Consider the following 18,918-nt stretch of genomic DNA (forward strand, 5'->3'; position numbering starts at 1 on the left):
ATTGGCGGCCCGTGCCCTGTCAGATCAGCCGCCGCCTGCGCCGGAGAAGGTGCAGCAGCATCAGCACGGCGCGGATCGCGGCCGCCCCAAGGCCAAAGCCAACGAAGGCAAACACAGCCCCTTCCACCGTGACCGGCACCGCCGGTTTGAACGCCACCAGTGCGGCACTTGCAATATCAGGATCTGTCAGGCGCGTACCGTGATAGGCGCGCATAAACGGCCCTGCGGCAGCCAGTGCTTCCAGATCGGCGCTCAGGCGCGCATGTCGCGCAAAGCTGCGCTGCATGTCATCACGCCGCCGCTCTACAAACGCTGTGCCGGTCATTTGCGCCAGTGCCTGTTCGCGGGTCAGCCCTTCGGCGGCGGCAGAGGCATCAAAATCGGCCACCACCTGCCCCAGTGCATCAACCGCACCGCCCAGACGCTGGGTGTATTGCTGTGCATATTCGGGAAACTGCGACAGCGTTGCCGCACTGGCAACGCCGCCCGCAAGCACCAATGTGCGCGTGATCATTTCGTCTGCTCCTGCCGCGTGGGCCATCGCCGTCTGCCGTGCGATGTGCCCTTTTGCGTCAGTCTAGCAGATCAGACCGGTCCGATCAAAATCTGAGTCAGATGTAGGTGTGGAACGACCGTTTCCCCATCATTTCCACATGATCCGCCTTGTGATGGCCCGTGTAAATCTCGTAGATTTTCTGCACCGCAGCCTCGGGCGGCAGTTCTTCGCTTTCGCCAGTGCGGCGGCTGGTCAGTTCAACCACACCGTTTTTCAGCCCGCGCGGGCCGACGGTGATGCGCCAGGGCAAACCGATCAGGTCCATCGTGGCGAATTTGCCACCGGCCCGTTCATCGCGATCATCATAAAGCGGGTCCAGCCCCAGCGCCGTCAAAGACGCATAAAGCGCCTCGCAGGCGGCATCGGCTTCGCCGTCGCCCTGTTTCAGGTTCACGATCCCGCAATGGAACGGCGTGACCCCTTCGGGCCAGATGATCCCCTTGTCGTCATGGCTGGCCTCGATGATCGCGCCCAGCAGGCGGCTGACGCCGATGCCGTGGCTGCCCATATGCACAGGTACCTTTTCGCCGTCCTTGTTCTGAACAGTGGCGTTCATCGCTTCGGAATATTTGGTGCCAAAATAGAAAATCTGCCCCACCTCGATGCCGCGGGATGTCTTGCGCCGCGCTTCGGGGATGGCATCAAACAGGGCCGCATCATGGGTTTCATCGGTGCGGGCATAGGGTGTTGTCCATTCTTTCACGATGGCCGCACATTCGTCCCAGCTGTCATAATCCACCACTCGGTCGCCCAGTTTCAGGTTCAGGATATCGGCATCATAAAACACTTCGGATTCGCCGGTGTCCGCCAGAACCAGAAATTCATGCGTGTCATCCCCGCCAATCGGGCCACTGTCGGCCCGCATCGGCAACGCCTTCAGGCCCATCCGTTCATAGGTCCGCAGATAGCTGACCATATGGCGGTTGTAAGCATGCAGCGCCGAAGGCTTGTCCACATCGAAATTGTAACCGTCCTTCATATAGAATTCGCGGCCCCGCATCACGCCAAAGCGCGGGCGGATTTCATCGCGGAATTTCCACTGGATATGATAGAGCGTCAGCGGCAGATCCTTGTAGCTGCCGACATGGCTGCGGAAGATATCGGTGATCAGTTCCTCGTTCGTGGGGCCATAAAGCATATCGCGCCCGTGCCGGTCGGTGATGCGCAGCATTTCTTCGCCGTAATCGTCATACCGCCCGCTTTCGCGCCACAGATCTGCCGATTGCAGCGTTGGCATCAGCATCGGAATATGGCCTGCACGCATCTGTTCTTCGTGCACGATGTTTTCCACCTTTTTCAGCACCTTGAAGCCCATGGGCAACCACGAATAGATGCCCGCGCTGGCCTGTTTGATCATGCCGGCCCGCAACATCAGGCGATGGCTGACAATCTGGGCATCGGCAGGGTTTTCCCGCAAGACGGGCAAGAAATATCGGGTCAGGCGCATGGGTTTGAAACCTTTTGGCAGTCGAATGTTGCAAGGGGTCTAAGCCAAAGCTGGCAGGCCCGCAATCCGGCAATCACAATGAACAAAGGTGTTTCACCTGTTACAGGCAGTTTACGCGAAACACCTGCCAATTAGAACGACACCGGAATTAGGCAAACAGTGATCACGTCGGCGTGACACTGTGAACCGGGGCGCGATGCAGGCCGTATTCCCTACCACATGCAAGACAGCATGATTGAAACACGGGAAGGGACCCAGAAATGAACAAATTCCGCACCATCGCCGCTGCCGCCGCGACTGCCTTCACATTCGGCACCGCCGCGAGCGCCGCCGACATCGTTGACATCGCCGCCGGAGATGACCGGTTTAGCACGCTGGTCGCAGCCGTCACCGCCGCCGGACTGGTCGATACTCTGAAAGGCCCGGGTCCGTTTACAGTATATGCTCCCGTCAACGATGCATTCGCCGCCCTTCCAGAAGGCACGGTTGAAACGCTGCTGAAGCCGGAAAACAAGGGACAACTGACCAATGTGCTGCTGTACCATGTCGATGACCGCAAACTGACTGCCGGGGACATCCCCAACGGTTCGAACTATTTCAAGCCGGTGCTCGCATCCGAACGCCTGTGCATCACCAAAGGATCGGGCGGTGTCACAATTGCTGATGGAACCGGTGAATCCGCGACAGTCATCATCGCAGATATCATGGCCGATAACGGTGTGATCCACGTAGTAGACAAGGTGCTGCTGCCCGGAACACGCCCCGCCTGCCACTGACCCTTTGCCAGTGTCAGATGTTGTGATCATCTGGTTGGTCCCCCCAATCTCATGATCCGGCCGGAAAGGTCCTGCTGTTACAGCAGGGCCTTTTTGCTTGTTCTGAACGTGCTTGCCCCTTGAAACCTTCAGTGGCATCGGCGATGTGTACACTCAACCAACCCGAGGATCGAATGACATTGTCAGCCCGAGATCAGCTGAAGTACTGGGGCATTGCTACGGTCGGTTTTGTCGTGGCTATGTGGCTTCTCGGTGATGTGCTGCTGCCGTTTGTTCTGGGCGGCGCCATCGCGTATTTTCTGGATCCCGTCGCGGACAGACTGGAACGGATGGGTTTGTCGCGCGCTGCCGCAACGGCGATCATTACCGTCGCCGCGGTTCTGGTTTTTGTAATTCTGATCCTGCTGGTCGTGCCAACGCTGGTGGAACAATCCGTATCGCTGTTCAACACCGCGCCCCAACTGGTGCGAGAGTTTTCGACCTTTCTGACCGAACGGTTCCCATCTTTGGTGGATTCCGAATCGACGATCCGCAAATCGCTGGTCACAATCGGGGAAACCGTGCAGGACCGCGGCGGCGAATTGCTGAATTCGGTGCTGTCATCGGCGGCGTCGGTGATCAACGTTGTGATCCTGATGGTCGTGACGCCGGTTGTGGCCGTCTATATGCTGCTGGACTGGGATCGCATGATCGAACGGATCGACGGGCTTTTGCCACGGGATCACGCGCCGGTTATCCGCCAACTGGCCCGCGATATTGACAAAACGCTGGCCTCGTTCATTCGCGGGATGGGCACTGTGTGTCTGATCCTTGGAACCTACTACGCTATCGCGCTGATGCTGGTGGGCCTGCAATTCGGGCTTGTTGTGGGTTTTGTCGCCGGGCTTGTCACGTTCATTCCCTATCTGGGCGCGTTGATCGGCGGGGCGCTGGCGATCGGGCTGGGATTGTTCCAGTTCTGGGGGGATTGGATATCGCTTGCGATGGTGGCGGGTATTTTCGTAATCGGTCAGGTCGTGGAAGGGAATATTCTGACACCCAAGCTGGTGGGAAATTCCGTCGGCTTGCACCCTGTCTGGCTGCTGCTGGCGTTGTCTGTTTTCGGGGCCTTGTTCGGCTTTGTCGGAATGCTTGTCGCTGTTCCGGTCGCCGCTGCGATGGGCGTAATCGCGCGATTTGCTGTCGGGCAATATACCCATAGCCGCCTTTATCTGGGACAGTCGGGCCAGGACAAAACCTGAAATGTCGTCACAACAGCTCAGCTTTGATCTGCCCGCCAAACCGGCGCTGGGGCGCGGTGATTTCTTCGTATCGCCCGCCAATGCGGTTGCCGTGTCGATGATTGATATGTGGCCCAACTGGGTGGGCCGCAAGCTGACTCTGTGTGGCCCCGCAGGATCGGGCAAAACGCATCTGACCCATGTGTGGGCAGCGGCATCGGGCGCGCATGTCGTGCAGGCCCAAGATGTAGGCGACGCCGATATCCCCGCCCTGTCGCGCGGCCACGTCGCGATCGAGGATGTGCCCGACATTGCCCATGACGCCGCCGCCCAAGAGGCGCTGTTCCACCTGCACAATCTGGTTCTGGCCGAAGGTCATTCGCTGTTGCTTACCGGAGTGTGCGCACCGGATCACTGGGGCCTGACATTGCCTGATCTGCAAAGCCGCATGCAAGGCACGCAGAACGCGGCACTCCAGCTGCCCGATGACACGCTGTTGGCGGCGGTTCTGGCCAAACTATTCGCAGATCGCCAGATTACGCCACCGGCTGATCTGATCCCCTATCTGATCCCCCGCATGGATCGGTCTTTTGCCCGCGCCCGCGATTTGGTAGACATGCTGGACCGTCAGTCTTTAGCGCAACGGCGCAAATTGAATCGCGCCCTTGCCAAGGAATTGCTTGGAACAGGCTGACTCTGTTACAAAAACATAACAATTCATCGTAATAAGGCCTTTATGACAAACACAGATTTTCTCAAGGCACCGTTCCCCGAAGCTGTCGACTTGCCGGATCTTGATCTGGGCGGGCCGGGCCGGTTCTTTAACCGGGAACTCAGTTGGCTGGGCTTTAACTGGCGCGTTTTGGAAGAGGCGGAAAACCCCCGGGTGCCGCTTCTGGAACGCTTGCGGTTCCTGTCCATTTCGGCCGGCAATCTGGATGAATTTTATACGGTGCGCGTGGCCGGCCTGCGCGAACTGGCGCAGGCGGGAAACACGATGCCGTCCGATGACGGGCTGACGCCTGCGGAACAATTGCTGCTGATCAACGAGGACGCGCAGAACCTGTTGCGCGCGCAGCAGGCGGCCTTTGTGTCGCTGCGCACGGAAATGGAAGCCAACGGAATCACCATTCTGGAACGCGAAACCCTGAACGAGGCCGATAAAACCTATCTGGAAGACGTATTTCTGAACCGCGTCTTTGCCGTTCTGTCGCCGCTGGCGATTGATCCGGCACATCCGTTTCCGTTCATTCCAAACACCGGCTATTCGCTTGCCCTGCAACTGGAACGCACGCGCGACAAACGTCCGCTTCAGGCGCTTTTGCCTATTCCCGGACAGATCGACAGGTTTATCGCCCTGCCGAGTGAAGAAGGTGAACACCGTTTCCTGCCGCTGGAAGAACTGCTGCTGCTACATCTGGGCAGCCTGTTTCCGGGCTACAAGCTTAAGGCGCATTTCAGTTTTCGCGTCCTGCGCGACAGCGATCTTGAGGTCGAGGACGAGGCCGAAGATCTGGTGCGCGAATTCGAAGTGGCGCTGAAACGCCGCCGTCGCGGCGAAGTGGTGCGCCTGACCCATTCAGCAGGCGCGCCGCCCAAGCTGAAAGAGGTCATCATGCGCGAATTGCATGTGCGCCCCGACGAAGTGATCGAAATTGACGGCATGATTGGCGTGGCCGATCTGGCCGAACTGGTGATTGATGCGCGCCCCGATCTGCTGTGGCCGTCGTTCACGCCACGGGTGCCGGAACGTGTCAGCGATCACGATGGCGACATGTTCGCCGCGATGCGACAGAAAGACATGCTGTTGCATCACCCGTATGAAACATTCGATATGGTGATCCGGTTCCTGCAACAGGCGGCGCGCGACCCTGACGTTGTTGCGATCAAACAAACGCTTTACCGGACCTCCAAGAACTCGCCCATCGTCGAGGCACTGTGCGAGGCGGCGGAAGACGGCAAATCCGTGACCGCATTGATCGAATTGAAAGCCCGCTTTGACGAGGCCGCCAACATCCGGCAGTCTCGCCGTCTGGAACGGGCGGGCGCGCATGTCGTGTACGGGTTTCTTGATCTGAAAACGCATGCAAAAATCAGCACGGTCGTGCGCCGCGAGGGCAATCTGCTGGTCACCTATACCCATTACGGAACGGGAAACTACCACCCGATCACAGCCCGCATCTACACAGATGTGTCGCTGTTCACCTGCGATCCGGAACTGGGCCGCGATGCCACCAAGGTGTTCAATTACCTGTCGGGCTATGCCGAACCGGAACATCTTGAAAACCTTGCCATTTCTCCCACGACCCTGAAAATCCGCCTGTTGAATCTGATTGCGGCCGAAGCGGCCCATGCCGAAGCGGGCAAACCTGCCGTGATCTGGGCCAAGATGAATTCGCTGATCGACAGCGAAGTCATCGATGCGCTTTATGCCGCAAGCCAGGCAGGGGTGAAGATCAGCCTTGTGATCCGCGGCATTTGCGGCCTGCGCCCCGGCGTCAAGGGGCTGAGCGAAAACATTCGCGTCAAATCCATCGTCGGGCGGTTTCTGGAACATTCGCGCATCGTCTGTTTTGGCAACGGTCACGAATTGCCGGGCAAAAAGGCGCGGGTGTTCATTTCATCGGCCGACTGGATGGGGCGCAACCTGAACCGTCGCGTCGAAACCCTTGTCGAAATCAACAACGCGACCGTCAAGGCGCAGATCGTCAGCCAGATCATGGCCGCCAATCTGGCGGATGTTGCGCAAAGCTGGGTCATGTCACCAGATGGCACGTTTGTGCGCCCGGATGTGCCGCAAGGTACGTTTGCCTTCAACTGCCATCGCTTTTTCATGGAAAATCCGTCGCTTTCAGGGCGGGGTTCGGCGGGTGCGTCCGATGTGCCACAACTGACCCATACTGACGATTAGTGCCGGTTTGCGCCGCGACGGTGATTGACCCTTGCCCGTCGGTGACGCATTTTGCAGGCGCGCCGAAGAACCGGAAAACGGGGGATTGAATGAACGTGGCAGCCGAACCCGCCAACACCGATTGGGGGCCTTTCGGTCGTCCGCTTTTCAATGATGCCTCGGCCCGCGCGCTGTCGCGGGTGGGCGTGATTGATATCGGATCGAACTCGGTGCGGCTGGTGGTATTTGACGGCGCGGCCCGCAGCCCGGTCTATTTTTACAACGAAAAGATCATGTGCGCCCTTGGCGCAGGTCTGAGCGAAACCGGCCAGTTGAGCCCACAGGGCCGTGCGCGGGCGCTGGCCGCGATCAAGCGGTTCCAGACCCTGGCCGATGGCATGGGTATTCCGCCCTTGACCGCTGTGGCCACCGCCGCTGTGCGCGAGGCCAGTGACGGGCGCGACTTTTGCAGTGACGTGGAACGCGAAACCGGATTGCGCATCTGGGTGATAGATGGCGAGGAAGAGGCCCGTCTTTCGGCGCAGGGCGTATTGCTGGGCTGGCCCGGCTCTTACGGGCTGGTCTGTGACATTGGCGGGTCTTCGATGGAACTGGCCGAAATATCGCAGGGCCGCGTCGGGCGGCGGGTGTCTTCGCGACTTGGCCCGCTGGTTTTGTGCGATATCAAGGGCGGCAAGGCCGGGCGGCGCGCGCATATCAAATCGGTGATGCAGGAACTGGGCGAAAAAATGGGGCCGCAGCGCGACCGCCTGTTTCTGGTTGGCGGATCATGGCGTGCCATCGCGCGGATCGACATGCACCGGCGCGGCTATCCCCTGCACGTGCTGCACGAATACCGGATGACAGCGCGATCAGTATCGCAGACGGTGAAATACATCGAAAAATCCGACCCCGAGCAATTGCGCAGCGAATGTGGTGTATCATCGGCACGCATGGCGCTGGTGCCCATCGCCGCCGAAGTGCTGAAACGGTTGATCAGCACCTTTCGGCCCAAAGACATTGCGCTGTCCAGCTATGGCATCCGCGAAGGCATGTTATACGAACAAATGCCGCAGCGCCTGCGTGACCGGGACCCGCTGATAGAAGCGTGTCGCTTTGCAGAGGCCAAGGATGCGCGGCTGCCGGGGTTTGGCAAGGCCTTGCACAGTTTCATCATGCCGCTGTTCCAATCGGCACCGGCTGACAAGAAACGACTGATCAAGGCGGCCTGCCTGTTGCATGATGTCAGCTGGCGCGCGCATCCCGATTATCGCGCCGAGGTGTGTTTTGACAACGCCACGCGGGCCAATCTGGGCGGGCTGAAACATTCCGAAAGGGTATTTCTGGGCGTGGCCTTGCTGCATCGCTATCGCAACCGTCGCGAGGGCACGCGTTTCGAAGACCTGTATAACCTGATCGATGAAAAGAAGCAGTTGCAGGCCGAAATTCTGGGCAAGGCGATGCGGTTCGGCGCAATGCTGTGGATGGAGCCCGACGCGCAAATGGGCAAGCTACGATGGTACCCCAAGAAAAAGCGGCTGGAACTGACGCTGACGCCAGAGGCTGTGCCGCTTTACGGTGAAGTGGCCGAAGCCCGGTTTCTGTCACTGGCGGCCTCACTGGGCGCTGAAACGCATGTCAGCACCGCGGCGTAATCCTTAAAGATCTATGGATCCGTCAGGGCCAAGTTCGGGGCCAAGTTCGGGCGTTGCATCAGGCCCGATTTCTTCCGGTGTTTTCTTGCGCAGTATGATATCGCCGTTGGGCAGGATTTCAGGCGGGTGATACGCGCTCCAATCCTCGACCTGCGCCAGCAGATCAGACAAGGCAGGCCCCATCTGTTCGGCAAACCCCCGCAAGGCTGGTCCCACCTCTTCGCCCAGCCCTTCCAGATCTTTCAGGGTCGGTTCCATCTGTTGCAGGATGCCTTCCATGAACATCTGGGCACCGCGTTCCATCAGCGACAGGCCTTCGCTGTCCTGTTCCTGCGCGCTGGCGGGTACACCGGACAAGGCAATGATCATCACAAGGGGAGCAAACTGTTTCATGCTCCTCAATATACGAGATCCCGCCGTCGTTTTTAAGGGGTCAAAGATCAATATCCAGTGTGACGGGAAAATGATCTGATGCGATAAGCAAAGCATCGCGCAATTCCTCAACGGCCCAGCATGCCGGATCATCCAGAGGATGCCAGATCCGCCAGACCGGCCTTTTCTGGCGCAAATCCTGCGACACCATGATGTAATCCAGCAAGGCTTGCAGATAGCGGCCCTCGTCCTTGATGAAAAACCGCGATGTGGTCGGAAGTGCCGGAATGCGCTGCCCAAGTGCGCGCTGCGCGTGCGGATCAAACAGCGGATTGCCGTTGCCTTCACCCATCACGATTTCCACCGAAGACCGCCCGAACAATCCTTCGTATTCGTCCAGACCGGGGCCGTCATTCAGATCGCCCAGCACAATCACCGGTGTTCCCTGATCCAGATGCGCCTGCACCCGTGCCCGCAACCAGATCGCCTGGGCAAGCTGTTTGCGACGGTTCGCAATCGACAGGCGCATGATCGCATCGCGGCCACGCGCCCCGTGCGGTGCCTTTGATTTCAGATGCGCGCCGATCATCCGGAAGGTCACACCCGTTCTGGTTTCCATCGCCAGTTCCAGAGGCGGCTTGGAAAACTGAACAAGGTCTTCATGCGCGTCAATGTCCAGATCAATCCGGAACACACCGTCAAAGCGGGGCGCATCAACACCGCCCTTTTTACCGGTTTCATCCCCCTGGGGATCATGGCGCGCGCTGACCACTTCCGGATCATAGAGCAGGGCAATTTCCTGCTGGGTGTCGTTGGCAAACCCCATCACGGCCCGGTTTGTTCTCAGATCAAAGGCCGCGGCGAAATCTTCCAGCGCCGCGACTGTCGATTGACTCGGACTTTGATCGGGGGCTTCGATGATCATGATCGCATCGGCATTCAGGGCGGTAAACACGATCCCCAGGGCCTCGGCCTGCTGCGCACGGGTAACATCGCGCCGTCCCGACCATGCGCCATCCGCGACCAGTTTGCTGTTTTCGTCAAAAAGATTGGCGAACCATTCCACGTTATACGTGGCAATCCGCATCAGCCGTGCGCCTCTTTGATCGCTTCCCATGCGCGGTTGATGTCAATCATCCGTTTTTCCGCCAGCTTCACCGCCTCGGGCGGAACCCCCCGCGCGATCATCGCATCGGGGTGGTTGCTGCGCACCAGTTCGCGCCAGACCTTGCGAACAGAGCTTATCGGGGCATCGGCGCTGACCCCCAGAACGGTGTAGGGGTCGGGGTGTGCATCGGGAACGAACCGCGCGCGCAACGCCTGAAAGCTGGCATCGGGCAGACCGAAAATCTCGGCCACACGTTTCAGAAACAGGTTCTCGTTGGGATGATAGAACCCATCGGCCATGGCGATGTGAAACAGGCCTTCCATCAGGTCGCAGAGCGTGCCCTCCTGACCGTCAAACATTTTCTGGATGCGGGTCGCGTAATCTTCGAATCCGGCAACGTCCTGACGCGCCAGATTGAACACTTTCGCCGCGCCCGCCTCGTCTTCTGCGGCGATCTGGAACACTTCGCGAAAAGCGGTCACTTCGGCGCGCGTGACCTGCCCGTCGGCCTTTGCCATTTTGGCGCCCAGCGCAATCACGGCAATCGCAAAGGCCACGCTGCGTTCCGGCGGGCTGCGCAATTTGTCAAAGACAGCCGTCAGGCTTTCGCCCTGGGTCAGGGCGGCAAGGGCGTCTGAAATACGGGTCCATAACGTCATGGCGCGACGATACAAGCTGCGGGGACAAGTGTCAGTGGGGTCAGCCGATTATTTTCTGCATCAGGATCAGATCAATCCATTGCCCGTGTTTGAACCCCGCCTGACGGATACATCCCGCATCAGCAAAGCCAAGACTGCGGTGAAACGCGACCGCACCGGGGTTTTGTGCGCTGATCCCCGCGATCAGGCTGTGAACCCGGTGCACGCAGGCGGCTTTTTCCAGTGTAGCCATCAAATCGCACCCAATGCCCTGACCGCGCGCGCCTGGGCGCAGCATGACCGAATGTTCCTTGCAAAACGCGTATCCCGGCCCGGACCGGAAAGGCCCGTAAGTGGCAAACCCGACAACCGCGCCGGATGTGTCCGTTGCGACAAAAAACGGGTCGGGCGCGTTTGCAATCCTTTCGGCGATGGTTTCGGGTTGTTTTTCTTCGGTTGTGAAGGTGACAAGCGTATCGCGGATGACATCGTTCCAGATGTCACAGATGGCAACGGCGTCCTGCACTTTGGCCGTACGCACCGCCATCACAGGCGTCGCGTGCCAGTCGGCGTTTCTATATCGGCGTGCAACCCGGCGGTTCCCTTTTCAAAGGCGATGACGGACCTGTCGAGATAGGGGGCCAGTTCACCCTCAAGCCGTTCGACCTGCGGGTGCGACACGATCAGGCGCGACAACCGGCAGCCCTGCGATGTCAGCAGGGCACTTGGATGCACCGGCGATTGCCATTCGATCAGCGCCGGAAAGCAGTTGTCATAGGGCAAAATCCCGTCTTTCGGAACGGCCATGCGCCACCGCAGATCACCCCGGCTAAGCGATACGGGCACACCCGCCTGGGGTAACACGCCCAGAACTGCATCCAGATCTTCAACCTGGCAAATCCAGTTGGTCAGACGCGGCGGCCCCTGAAACCGGTCCAGATCAAACCACCGCGTCCGTTCGGGTGGCAGGGCGGACGGATCGATTGCGATGACTTCCAGATACAGCCCGTCGGCCAGACCCAGCAATTCATTGTGGGTACCAAAAAAATCATGCGCTCCGCCGGGTTGCAGGGCTACGCCAAGGCGTGATTCCGTCCAGTCTGTTGCCTCGGCCAATGTCTGGCCTGCGATGGCAATATGATCCAACCTGATGGTTTCAGTGCTCAAATTCTGTGTTCTCCCAGCGCCGTCGCCCGAAATGGCAGCGGGTTCGGCCACAACAGACCCCATAGGAAAATGAATTTGAGAATATTTCAACTGTTTCCGGACGCAAAGCGCGTTGAAAGCGCGGGCGTCTCAACCCACCCAGACGACGACAGACCAAAGTGCCGCAAGAACTGTTGTGTAGAACGTCGCGGCGAAACCCAACCCGCGCAGCGGCGGGGACAGATGGTATCCGACCCAGAACACCAGCCGCGAAAGCGCAAAGGCAACCCCCATCACCAGCACGACAAAGCCGCCCAGCGTGGTGGCAACAAACGGCCAGATCACCAGCGCAAGCACCGCCTGTTCGGTTGTGTTGGCCAGAACCTTCTGATCGATCCATGCCGCAGAACCCGGTGCGAAATCCTGACCGTCGATGATACTGTCATCAAAGAAACGCCGCTGCGCCAGCCGAGCGATCATCGCCATCATCACCAGACCGGGCGCAAAAAAGGCGGTCAGCAGCGCGACGTTCGCGGGCATGAACGCCCCGCCCGCCAGTCGCTGCCCGCCCCAGACCACGGCCAGCGCCCACAGGGCACCGCCCGCCATGCCCGAAAGGATGGTCGGGCGTTTGCCCATCAGGCGCGCGCCTTGCGGATCAGGCGCAGAATGTCCTGCGCCGCCTCGGGGATGTTGGTGCCGGGGCCAAAGATCGCCTTGACGCCCGCGTCATAGAGAAACTTGTAATCCTGCTGCGGAATGACACCGCCGCAGATCACGATGATATCTTCGGCATCGGCATCCTTGAGGGCCTGAACCAGCTGCGGCGCCAGCGTTTTATGCCCTGCAGCCTGCGAACTGATGCCAATCACGTGCACATCGTTGTCCACCGCGTCCTGCGCGGCCTCTTCCGGTGTCTGGAACAGCGGCCCTACATCCACGTCAAACCCGATATCGGCAAAGGCGGTGGCAATCACCTTGGCGCCGCGATCATGCCCGTCCTGCCCCATTTTCACGACCAGCATGCGCGGGCGGCGGCCTTCGTCAGCGGCGAAATCCTCGACCGATTTCTGGATTGCGGCAAACCCTTCGTCGCCTTCATAGGCCGCGCCATAGACACCGGCCAGCGTTTTGACTTCGGCGCGGTGACGGCCGAATTCCTTTTCCATTGCCATACTGATCTCTCCTACGGATGCGCGGGCGCGGGCGGCATCCACCGCGGCGTCCAACAGGTTTCCGCCTTCGCTGGCGCGGCGGGTCAATTCGTTCAGGGCAGCGGTGCAGGCAGCATCGTCCCGCGTTGCGCGCATTTTATCAAGCCGCGCCACCTGGCCCGTGCGCACCGCGTCATTGTCGATATCCAGAATGTCGATCGGATCCTGTTTATCCAGTTTGTATTTATTGACCCCGACAACCACCTCTTGGCCGCGATCAATCATCGCCTGTCGACGCGCGGCGGATTCTTCGATCCGAAGCTTGGGCAGGCCGCTGGCAACCGCCTTGGTCATGCCGCCCATTTCCTCGACTTCGTCAATCAGCTTCCACGCCTCGGCCATCAAATCTGCGGTCAGTTTTTCAACGTAATAGGAACCGGCCAGCGGATCGACCACATTGGTGACGCCGGTTTCTTCCTGCAAAATCAACTGGGTATTGCGCGCGATGCGGGCCGAAAATTCGGTTGGCAGGGCAATCGCCTCGTCCAGCGCGTTGGTGTGCAGGCTTTGGGTGCCACCCAACACGGCACTCATCGCCTCGTAGGCGGTGCGCACCACGTTGTTATAAGGATCCTGTTCCTGCAAGGACACGCCGGATGTCTGGCAATGGGTCCGCAGCATCGACGATTTCGGGTTTTTCGGTTCGAATTCCTTCATGATCTCGAACCACATCTGGCGCGCGGCGCGCAGTTTCGCGGCTTCCATGAAAAAATTCATGCCGATGGCAAAAAAGAACGACAGCCGGCCGGCAAACTTGTCGACATCCATGCCGCGCGCAATCGCGGCGCGGACATATTCGCGCCCGTCGGCCAGCGTATAGGCCAGCTCTTGCACAAGGTTCGCGCCCGCCTCTTGCATGTGGTAGCCGCTGATGCTGATCGAATTGAATTTCGGCATCTCGGTGCTGGTGTATTCGATAATGTCCGAGATGATGCGCATCGACGGTTCGGGCGGATAGACATAGGTGTTGCGCACCATGAATTCCTTGAGAATGTCGTTCTGGATCGTGCCGGACAGAACCGCACGGTCATGGCCCTGCTCTTCTCCGGTGACGATAAAATTGGCCAGTATAGGGATCACCGCACCGTTCATCGTCATCGACACCGAAACCTTGTCGAGCGGGATGCCGTCAAACAGGATTTTCATGTCCTCGACGCTGTCAATGGCCACACCGGCCTTGCCAACGTCACCGACCACGCGGGGATGATCGCTGTCATAGCCGCGGTGCGTGGCCAGATCGAACGCAACTGACACGCCCTGCTGCCCTGCCGCCAGTGCCTTGCGGTAAAAGGCGTTGCTTTCCTCGGCAGTGGAAAAGCCGGCATATTGCCGGATGGTCCATGGCCGGCCCGCATACATGGTGGATTTCACACCACGGGTAAACGGCGCCTGCCCCGGCAAGGTGCCCAGATGGGTCAGGTCGGCCACATCCTCGTCCGTATAGACAGGCTGCACGTCGATGCCTTCAAGGGTGTGCCATGTCAGGTCTTCCAGGCTGCGGTTGCGCAGTTCGGCCTTGGCCGCTTCAGCCCATTTCTCTTTTTTCGTTGTCATGTCCGTGTCCTCTTGCATTTCGGGCGATGGCAGACGTGTTCCCCGTCTTGTTCGCCCCTGTTCCCTGGGTGAAATTGGCCAATCCGTCGGCGCCTGTGCGCAGCCAGAACAGATCGTCCAGATAGGTTTCTCGCAGATGCGCGGTTTGTACGGCATCAAACGGATACCAGCGATCCGTACCGGTCAGGCCCGCGCCGTTCTGTCCGCGCTCGGCCACCATCTGGCGCAAGACATCCGGTGCTGGCGTGGCATTGCACCAGTTTCGGGCATGCGTTTCCGGACCGGCCTGCCCTGTCATCAGGGCCAGTTGCACATCGGGTTGGCCCACATAGTTTTCGAATGGCACCACGTTAATGTCCGCATGTGGCATAGCGCAGGCGATATCGGTAATCACGTCGCGCCAGCTGCGGCGCCCCTGCACCAGCCGATCAAGTTCTGCCCGATCAGGCACGCCGCGCCCGCGGGTGATCCCGTATCCCAGCGACGATGCCCAATACCGGTCCAGCGCGCGGATGGTCAGGAAAACCCTGGTTTTCCGGTCTTCAAACGCAGGTGCGAAATGGGCCAAACGCTCACCCGCCGCAGGATAAAGGGTATTTGTGTCCAGATTACCGCATACCGACCCGATCATGTTTTCGTCGCTGATCACCAGATGTGTGTGGCCCCGCGAAAAGGCCCACGCGCAGCCCAGTTTGACCCGCCCGATCCCGCGTTTTTGAAGATCGCGGCCCGTTGCCGCCCCCGGTTTTGGCAGGATGCCGGCAAAAACCCCGCGCCGTGTGCGCCTTGGCCCCCAGAACCCTGTTCCCATCGCGTTCAGTTCAATCAGGTTGCGACGCATGTAATCCTGAAATGTCGTCGTGCCGGTACGGTGCGCCCCGATATGCAATATCACGTCCATGAATGCGCCCGCCTGTCGCCACAGGGCCGCCCAGTCCGGCCCGATCCTTGGGATGGCGGCCATCATTGCGTTGAACCTCTGACAAAGCACTTAACACAGCCGTTTTGTACAACAACGTTACGATCTGTGTTCGCATTCCGGAAATTGCCCCCTATATTGCGCTTAGCAGGAGACATTATGAAAAACACGTTAGCCCTTGTTTTAGCCGGATTTCTCGCACTGCCAGCCGGTGCGACAGGATCGGTTGATCCAGCCGAACTGCCCTTGATCCGGCCCGCTGAAAGCTCAGATTTGAGCGAATTTTTATGGATAAAGCGGCCCGTCGTCGTGTTTGCGGACACCCCGGCCGACCCGCGGTTCATCGAACAGATCGAATTGCTGGAAAAAGAGCTTGAGATGCTGGAAGTGCGCGATGTCGTGGTGTTGACCGACACAGACCCTGCGGCAAAATCCGCAATCCGTACAAAGCTTCGCCCGCGCGGCTTTACACTGGTGCTTGTTGGCAAGGACGGCGGGGTCAAGCTGCGTAAACCGGCGCCGTATACAGTGCGCGAACTGACACGGGTGATTGACAAGATGCCCGTGCGCCAGCGCGAGGTGCAGGAGCGCCGCGGAGAATAATGCGACCGCGGCCCCTGTAGGGCGGCGGATTCATTGCATGTCAGGCGGCGATGCCCTATATTGAAACAGGAAACGGGCGCATGGTGCGCCTTACCGTCAGGAGTGACCGGATATGTCGAATACACCGAAATCACCGCCTCCTAGAACTGGCCAGACCGGACCGCGTCCGGGGTACTGACGGCTGCGCCATTGGGCGCACCGATACTGGCATTTAACGTTTCAATAGCCTGATTGCCCTGATCCAGCGCTTCAAGCTTGAGCGAAATGTAATCCGTGTACATCTTGATACGCTGTTCCTGATCCATGCCGTCAAACTTGTAGGATCGCAGGTCTTCTATCATCGCCTCGATCGCGAATACCTGATTGTAATAGCGCACCACCGGGCCGATCACCTGTTCGGGCAGGATGCTGATATCGGTCAGGACCGTCTTGAACACCGTGTCATTGCATTCGGACGGCACAAACGGGGCATAGTTTTCATCGGTTTCCATCTGCCCCACCACTTCGGCCCAGATATCGCGCAGATCGAAGCCGGGATTTGACAGAATATCCATATAATGCTGGATTTCCGCGCGCAGGGCGATTTGCAAATCTTCGCACCTCTCGCGGCGGCGACGCCGGTCGCGCCTGACTTCGCGCTGCCCGGTCACGAACCAGCCCGCCACATTGATCAGCGCCGCAATCACGGCGGCAATAATGGCCGGGCCTATCCATTCGACGGGCAGCATTCAATCTCACTCAAACTCCATGATAACATCGTCCACGGCAAGGCTGTCGCCAGCACCGGCGTTGATCTTGGATACGATGCCCTTGCGCTCGGCGCGCAGGATGTTTTCCATTTTCATCGCCTCGACAGTGCACAGCGCCTGTCCGTCCTGCACTTCATCGCCCACTTCCACGTTCACTTTGACGATCAGGCCCGGCATCGGGCACAGCAGCATTTTCGATGTATCGGGCGGCAGTTTTTCCGGCATTTTGGCGGCCAGTTCGGCCTGGCGCGGGGTACGCACGTGCACTTTCAGATCGGCACCCCGGCTGCGGATACGGAACCCGCCGCTGACCTTGCCCACTTTCAGCACCAGCGGCGCGTCATCCACCGTCAGCATCGCAAGCTGATCGCCCGGCGTCCAATCGCTGGTCACGCGGTGCGATGTCCCATCTTCAAAAGCCACGGTTGCGCCAGCCTTGTCCGCATCAATGGTCACGTCATAGCTTTGGCCCTGCACGGCGACGTTCCAGTCGCGTCCGACCTTGCGCTCGTGATTGTCCATACGGCCCGAGACTCGCGCACGGCGAATTTCGGCAACCCGGTGCATCGCGGCGCAGGACGCTGCGATCTTGCGCAAATCGGCCTCGGCCAGTTCGACGCCTTGAAATCCGTCGGGGAACTGTTCTTCGATAAAGGCGGTGGTCATGTCACCTGCCACAAAGATCGGGTGATCCATCACCGCTGCCAGAAACGGCAGGTTGTGGCCGATGCCTTCCACTTCGAAGCTGTCCAGTGCCACCCGCATCCGTTCAATCGCATCTTCCCGGGTCGGGGCCCATGTGCACAGCTTGGCGATCATGGGGTCGTAATACATGCTGATCTCGCCGCCCTCGTAGACACCGGTATCGTTGCGCACGACATGGCTGGCCTCGGCCACCTCGGCGGGCGGGCGATAGCGCGACAGGCGGCCAATGGATGGCAGGAACCCGCGATACGGGTCTTCGGCATACAGACGGTTTTCGATCGCCCATCCGTTCAGTTTGACATCATCCTGTGTGATGCTCAGCTTTTCGCCGTTGGCGACACGGATCATCTGTTCTACCAGATCAACACCGGTGATCAGTTCTGTCACCGGGTGTTCAACCTGAAGGCGCGTGTTCATTTCCAGGAAATAGAAATTCTTGTCTCCGTCGACGATGAATTCAACCGTGCCCGCGCTGGTGTAATCCACCGCCTGCGCCAAAGCGACGGCCTGTTCGCCCATGGCGCGGCGCGTTGCCTCGTCCAGAAACGGGCTGGGGGCTTCTTCGACAACTTTTTGGTTGCGGCGCTGGATACTGCATTCGCGTTCTCCCAGATAGATGCCGTTGCCGTGACTGTCACACAGCACCTGAATTTCGATGTGGCGCGGCTGGGTCACGAATTTCTCGATAAAAATCCGGTCATCCCCGAACGAACTTGCCGCCTCGTTCTTGGAACTTTGAAAGCCTTCGCGCGCTTCGTAGTCATTCCACGCGATACGCATGCCCTTGCCGCCGCCACCGGCAGACGCCTTGAGCATGACCGGATAGCCGATTTCGTTGCTGATGTTCACTGCCTCGTCGGCATCCGAAATCAGCCCCATATAACCGGGCACGGTGCTGACCCCGGCCTCTTGGGCGATTTTCTTTGACGTGATCTTGTCGCCCATCTTTTCGATGGCGCCGACAGGCGGGCCGATAAAGGCAACACCTTCAGCGGCCAGTGCTTCGGCGAATTTGGAGTTTTCCGACAGGAACCCGTATCCCGGATGCACCGCCTGCGCGCCGCTGGCGCGGATCGCCTCCATCACCTTGTCGATCACGATATAAGACTGGTTGGCGGGGGGCGGGCCGATGTGCACGGCTTCGTCTGCCATCTGAACGTGCAACGCCTGTTTGTCAGCGTCCGAATAGATCGCAACGGTCGATATGCCCATCTTGCGGGCGGACTTGATAACACGGCAGGCGATTTCGCCCCGATTTGCGATCAGGATCTTACTGAACATATTTTGTCCCTTTTGGTGATGGAGTGGTCGCACGCCAAACGGCCGCGTGCCCGAAGGTGCGCGGCAGTCAGATCGTGACAAGGAT

General features: G+C 59.2%; 18 protein-coding genes. 6 read left to right on the plus strand and 12 right to left on the minus strand.

All coding sequences use genetic code 11. The features are described 5' to 3' along the window. Window positions 1–19 precede the first annotated feature (19 nt). Together OLX72_RS00805 and proS are read right to left on the minus strand one after the other, a co-directional pair. A complete protein-coding gene (locus OLX72_RS00805; RefSeq protein ID WP_433989564.1) occupies window positions 20–514 on the minus strand; it encodes a DUF2937 family protein in 495 nt (164 codons plus the stop codon). Between the two features lie 97 nt (window positions 515–611). Then, the gene (gene proS, locus OLX72_RS00810; RefSeq protein WP_114869310.1) at window positions 612–2,003 is read right to left on the minus strand and encodes a proline--tRNA ligase; all 1,392 of its coding nucleotides are present in this window, start codon (window positions 2,001–2,003) and stop codon (window positions 612–614) included. 260 nt (window positions 2,004–2,263) lie between these two features. Here proS and OLX72_RS00815 point away from each other — a divergent pair, with 260 nt between their 5' ends. From OLX72_RS00815 to OLX72_RS00835, 5 genes are all read left to right on the plus strand, one after another. Then, window positions 2,264–2,779: a fasciclin domain-containing protein gene (locus tag OLX72_RS00815; RefSeq protein WP_433989565.1), complete on the plus strand. Its 516-nt coding sequence runs from the start codon at window positions 2,264–2,266 to the stop codon at window positions 2,777–2,779. Between the two features lie 173 nt (window positions 2,780–2,952). Beyond that, entirely contained in the window at window positions 2,953–4,020 is a 1,068-nt protein-coding gene (locus OLX72_RS00820) for an AI-2E family transporter (RefSeq protein WP_114869308.1), read from the plus strand. 1 nt (window position 4,021) lies between these two features. Then, a complete protein-coding gene (locus OLX72_RS00825; protein ID WP_114869307.1) occupies window positions 4,022–4,693 on the plus strand; it encodes a DnaA ATPase domain-containing protein in 672 nt (223 codons plus the stop codon). A 42-nt stretch (window positions 4,694–4,735) separates the two neighbouring features. Next, window positions 4,736–6,910: an RNA degradosome polyphosphate kinase gene (locus OLX72_RS00830; RefSeq protein WP_433989566.1), complete on the plus strand. Its 2,175-nt coding sequence runs from the start codon at window positions 4,736–4,738 to the stop codon at window positions 6,908–6,910. A gap of 89 nt (window positions 6,911–6,999) precedes the next feature. Then, the gene (locus tag OLX72_RS00835; protein WP_433989567.1) at window positions 7,000–8,544 is read left to right on the plus strand and encodes a Ppx/GppA family phosphatase; all 1,545 of its coding nucleotides are present in this window, start codon (window positions 7,000–7,002) and stop codon (window positions 8,542–8,544) included. A 3-nt stretch (window positions 8,545–8,547) separates the two neighbouring features. Here the strand turns inward: OLX72_RS00835 and OLX72_RS00840 are convergent, their stop codons facing one another. From OLX72_RS00840 to OLX72_RS00875, 8 genes are all read right to left on the minus strand, one after another. Further along, entirely contained in the window at window positions 8,548–8,937 is a 390-nt protein-coding gene (locus OLX72_RS00840) for a hypothetical protein (RefSeq protein WP_114869304.1), read from the minus strand. 40 nt (window positions 8,938–8,977) lie between these two features. Continuing rightward, on the minus strand, window positions 8,978–10,003 hold the full coding sequence (locus OLX72_RS00845; protein WP_433989568.1) for an endonuclease/exonuclease/phosphatase family protein: 1,026 nt from the start codon (window positions 10,001–10,003) through the stop codon (window positions 8,978–8,980). Beyond that, window positions 10,003–10,683 carry a TerB family tellurite resistance protein gene (locus OLX72_RS00850; protein ID WP_433989569.1) on the minus strand — a complete coding sequence of 227 codons (681 nt, stop codon included), beginning with the start codon at window positions 10,681–10,683 and terminating at the stop codon, window positions 10,003–10,005. The genes OLX72_RS00845 and OLX72_RS00850 overlap by 1 nt, the downstream gene beginning before the upstream one ends. A gap of 40 nt (window positions 10,684–10,723) precedes the next feature. After that, complete coding sequence (locus OLX72_RS00855) at window positions 10,724–11,209, minus strand: N-acetyltransferase family protein (RefSeq protein ID WP_433989570.1); 486 nt, start codon at window positions 11,207–11,209, stop codon at window positions 10,724–10,726. Further along, window positions 11,209–11,829: a VOC family protein gene (locus OLX72_RS00860; protein ID WP_433989571.1), complete on the minus strand. Its 621-nt coding sequence runs from the start codon at window positions 11,827–11,829 to the stop codon at window positions 11,209–11,211. Before OLX72_RS00860 ends, OLX72_RS00855 begins: the two co-directional genes overlap by 1 nt. 129 nt (window positions 11,830–11,958) lie before the next feature. Further along, window positions 11,959–12,447, minus strand: coding sequence for an MAPEG family protein (locus OLX72_RS00865; RefSeq protein WP_114869299.1), 489 nt, complete (start codon window positions 12,445–12,447; stop codon window positions 11,959–11,961). After that, entirely contained in the window at window positions 12,447–14,576 is a 2,130-nt protein-coding gene (gene scpA, locus OLX72_RS00870; protein WP_433989572.1) for a methylmalonyl-CoA mutase, read from the minus strand. Before scpA ends, OLX72_RS00865 begins: the two co-directional genes overlap by 1 nt. Continuing rightward, window positions 14,548–15,543: a hypothetical protein gene (locus tag OLX72_RS00875; protein WP_433989573.1), complete on the minus strand. Its 996-nt coding sequence runs from the start codon at window positions 15,541–15,543 to the stop codon at window positions 14,548–14,550. The genes scpA and OLX72_RS00875 overlap by 29 nt, the downstream gene beginning before the upstream one ends. A 111-nt stretch (window positions 15,544–15,654) precedes the next feature. On the opposite strand from OLX72_RS00875, the gene OLX72_RS00880 reads away from it, so the two are divergent. Beyond that, entirely contained in the window at window positions 15,655–16,098 is a 444-nt protein-coding gene (locus tag OLX72_RS00880; RefSeq protein WP_114869296.1) for a DUF4174 domain-containing protein, read from the plus strand. Window positions 16,099–16,238: 140 nt separating this feature from the next. Here OLX72_RS00880 and OLX72_RS00885 read toward each other — a convergent pair whose 3' ends face one another. Next, window positions 16,239–16,826 carry a hypothetical protein gene (locus OLX72_RS00885; protein WP_433989574.1) on the minus strand — a complete coding sequence of 196 codons (588 nt, stop codon included), beginning with the start codon at window positions 16,824–16,826 and terminating at the stop codon, window positions 16,239–16,241. Window positions 16,827–16,832: 6 nt separating this feature from the next. Continuing rightward, a complete protein-coding gene (locus OLX72_RS00890; protein ID WP_433989575.1) occupies window positions 16,833–18,833 on the minus strand; it encodes an acetyl-CoA carboxylase biotin carboxylase subunit in 2,001 nt (666 codons plus the stop codon). Window positions 18,834–18,918 lie beyond the last annotated feature (85 nt).

The organism is Sulfitobacter sp. TBRI5 (genome assembly GCF_051013555.1).
Classification (GTDB): domain Bacteria; phylum Pseudomonadota; class Alphaproteobacteria; order Rhodobacterales; family Rhodobacteraceae; genus JL08.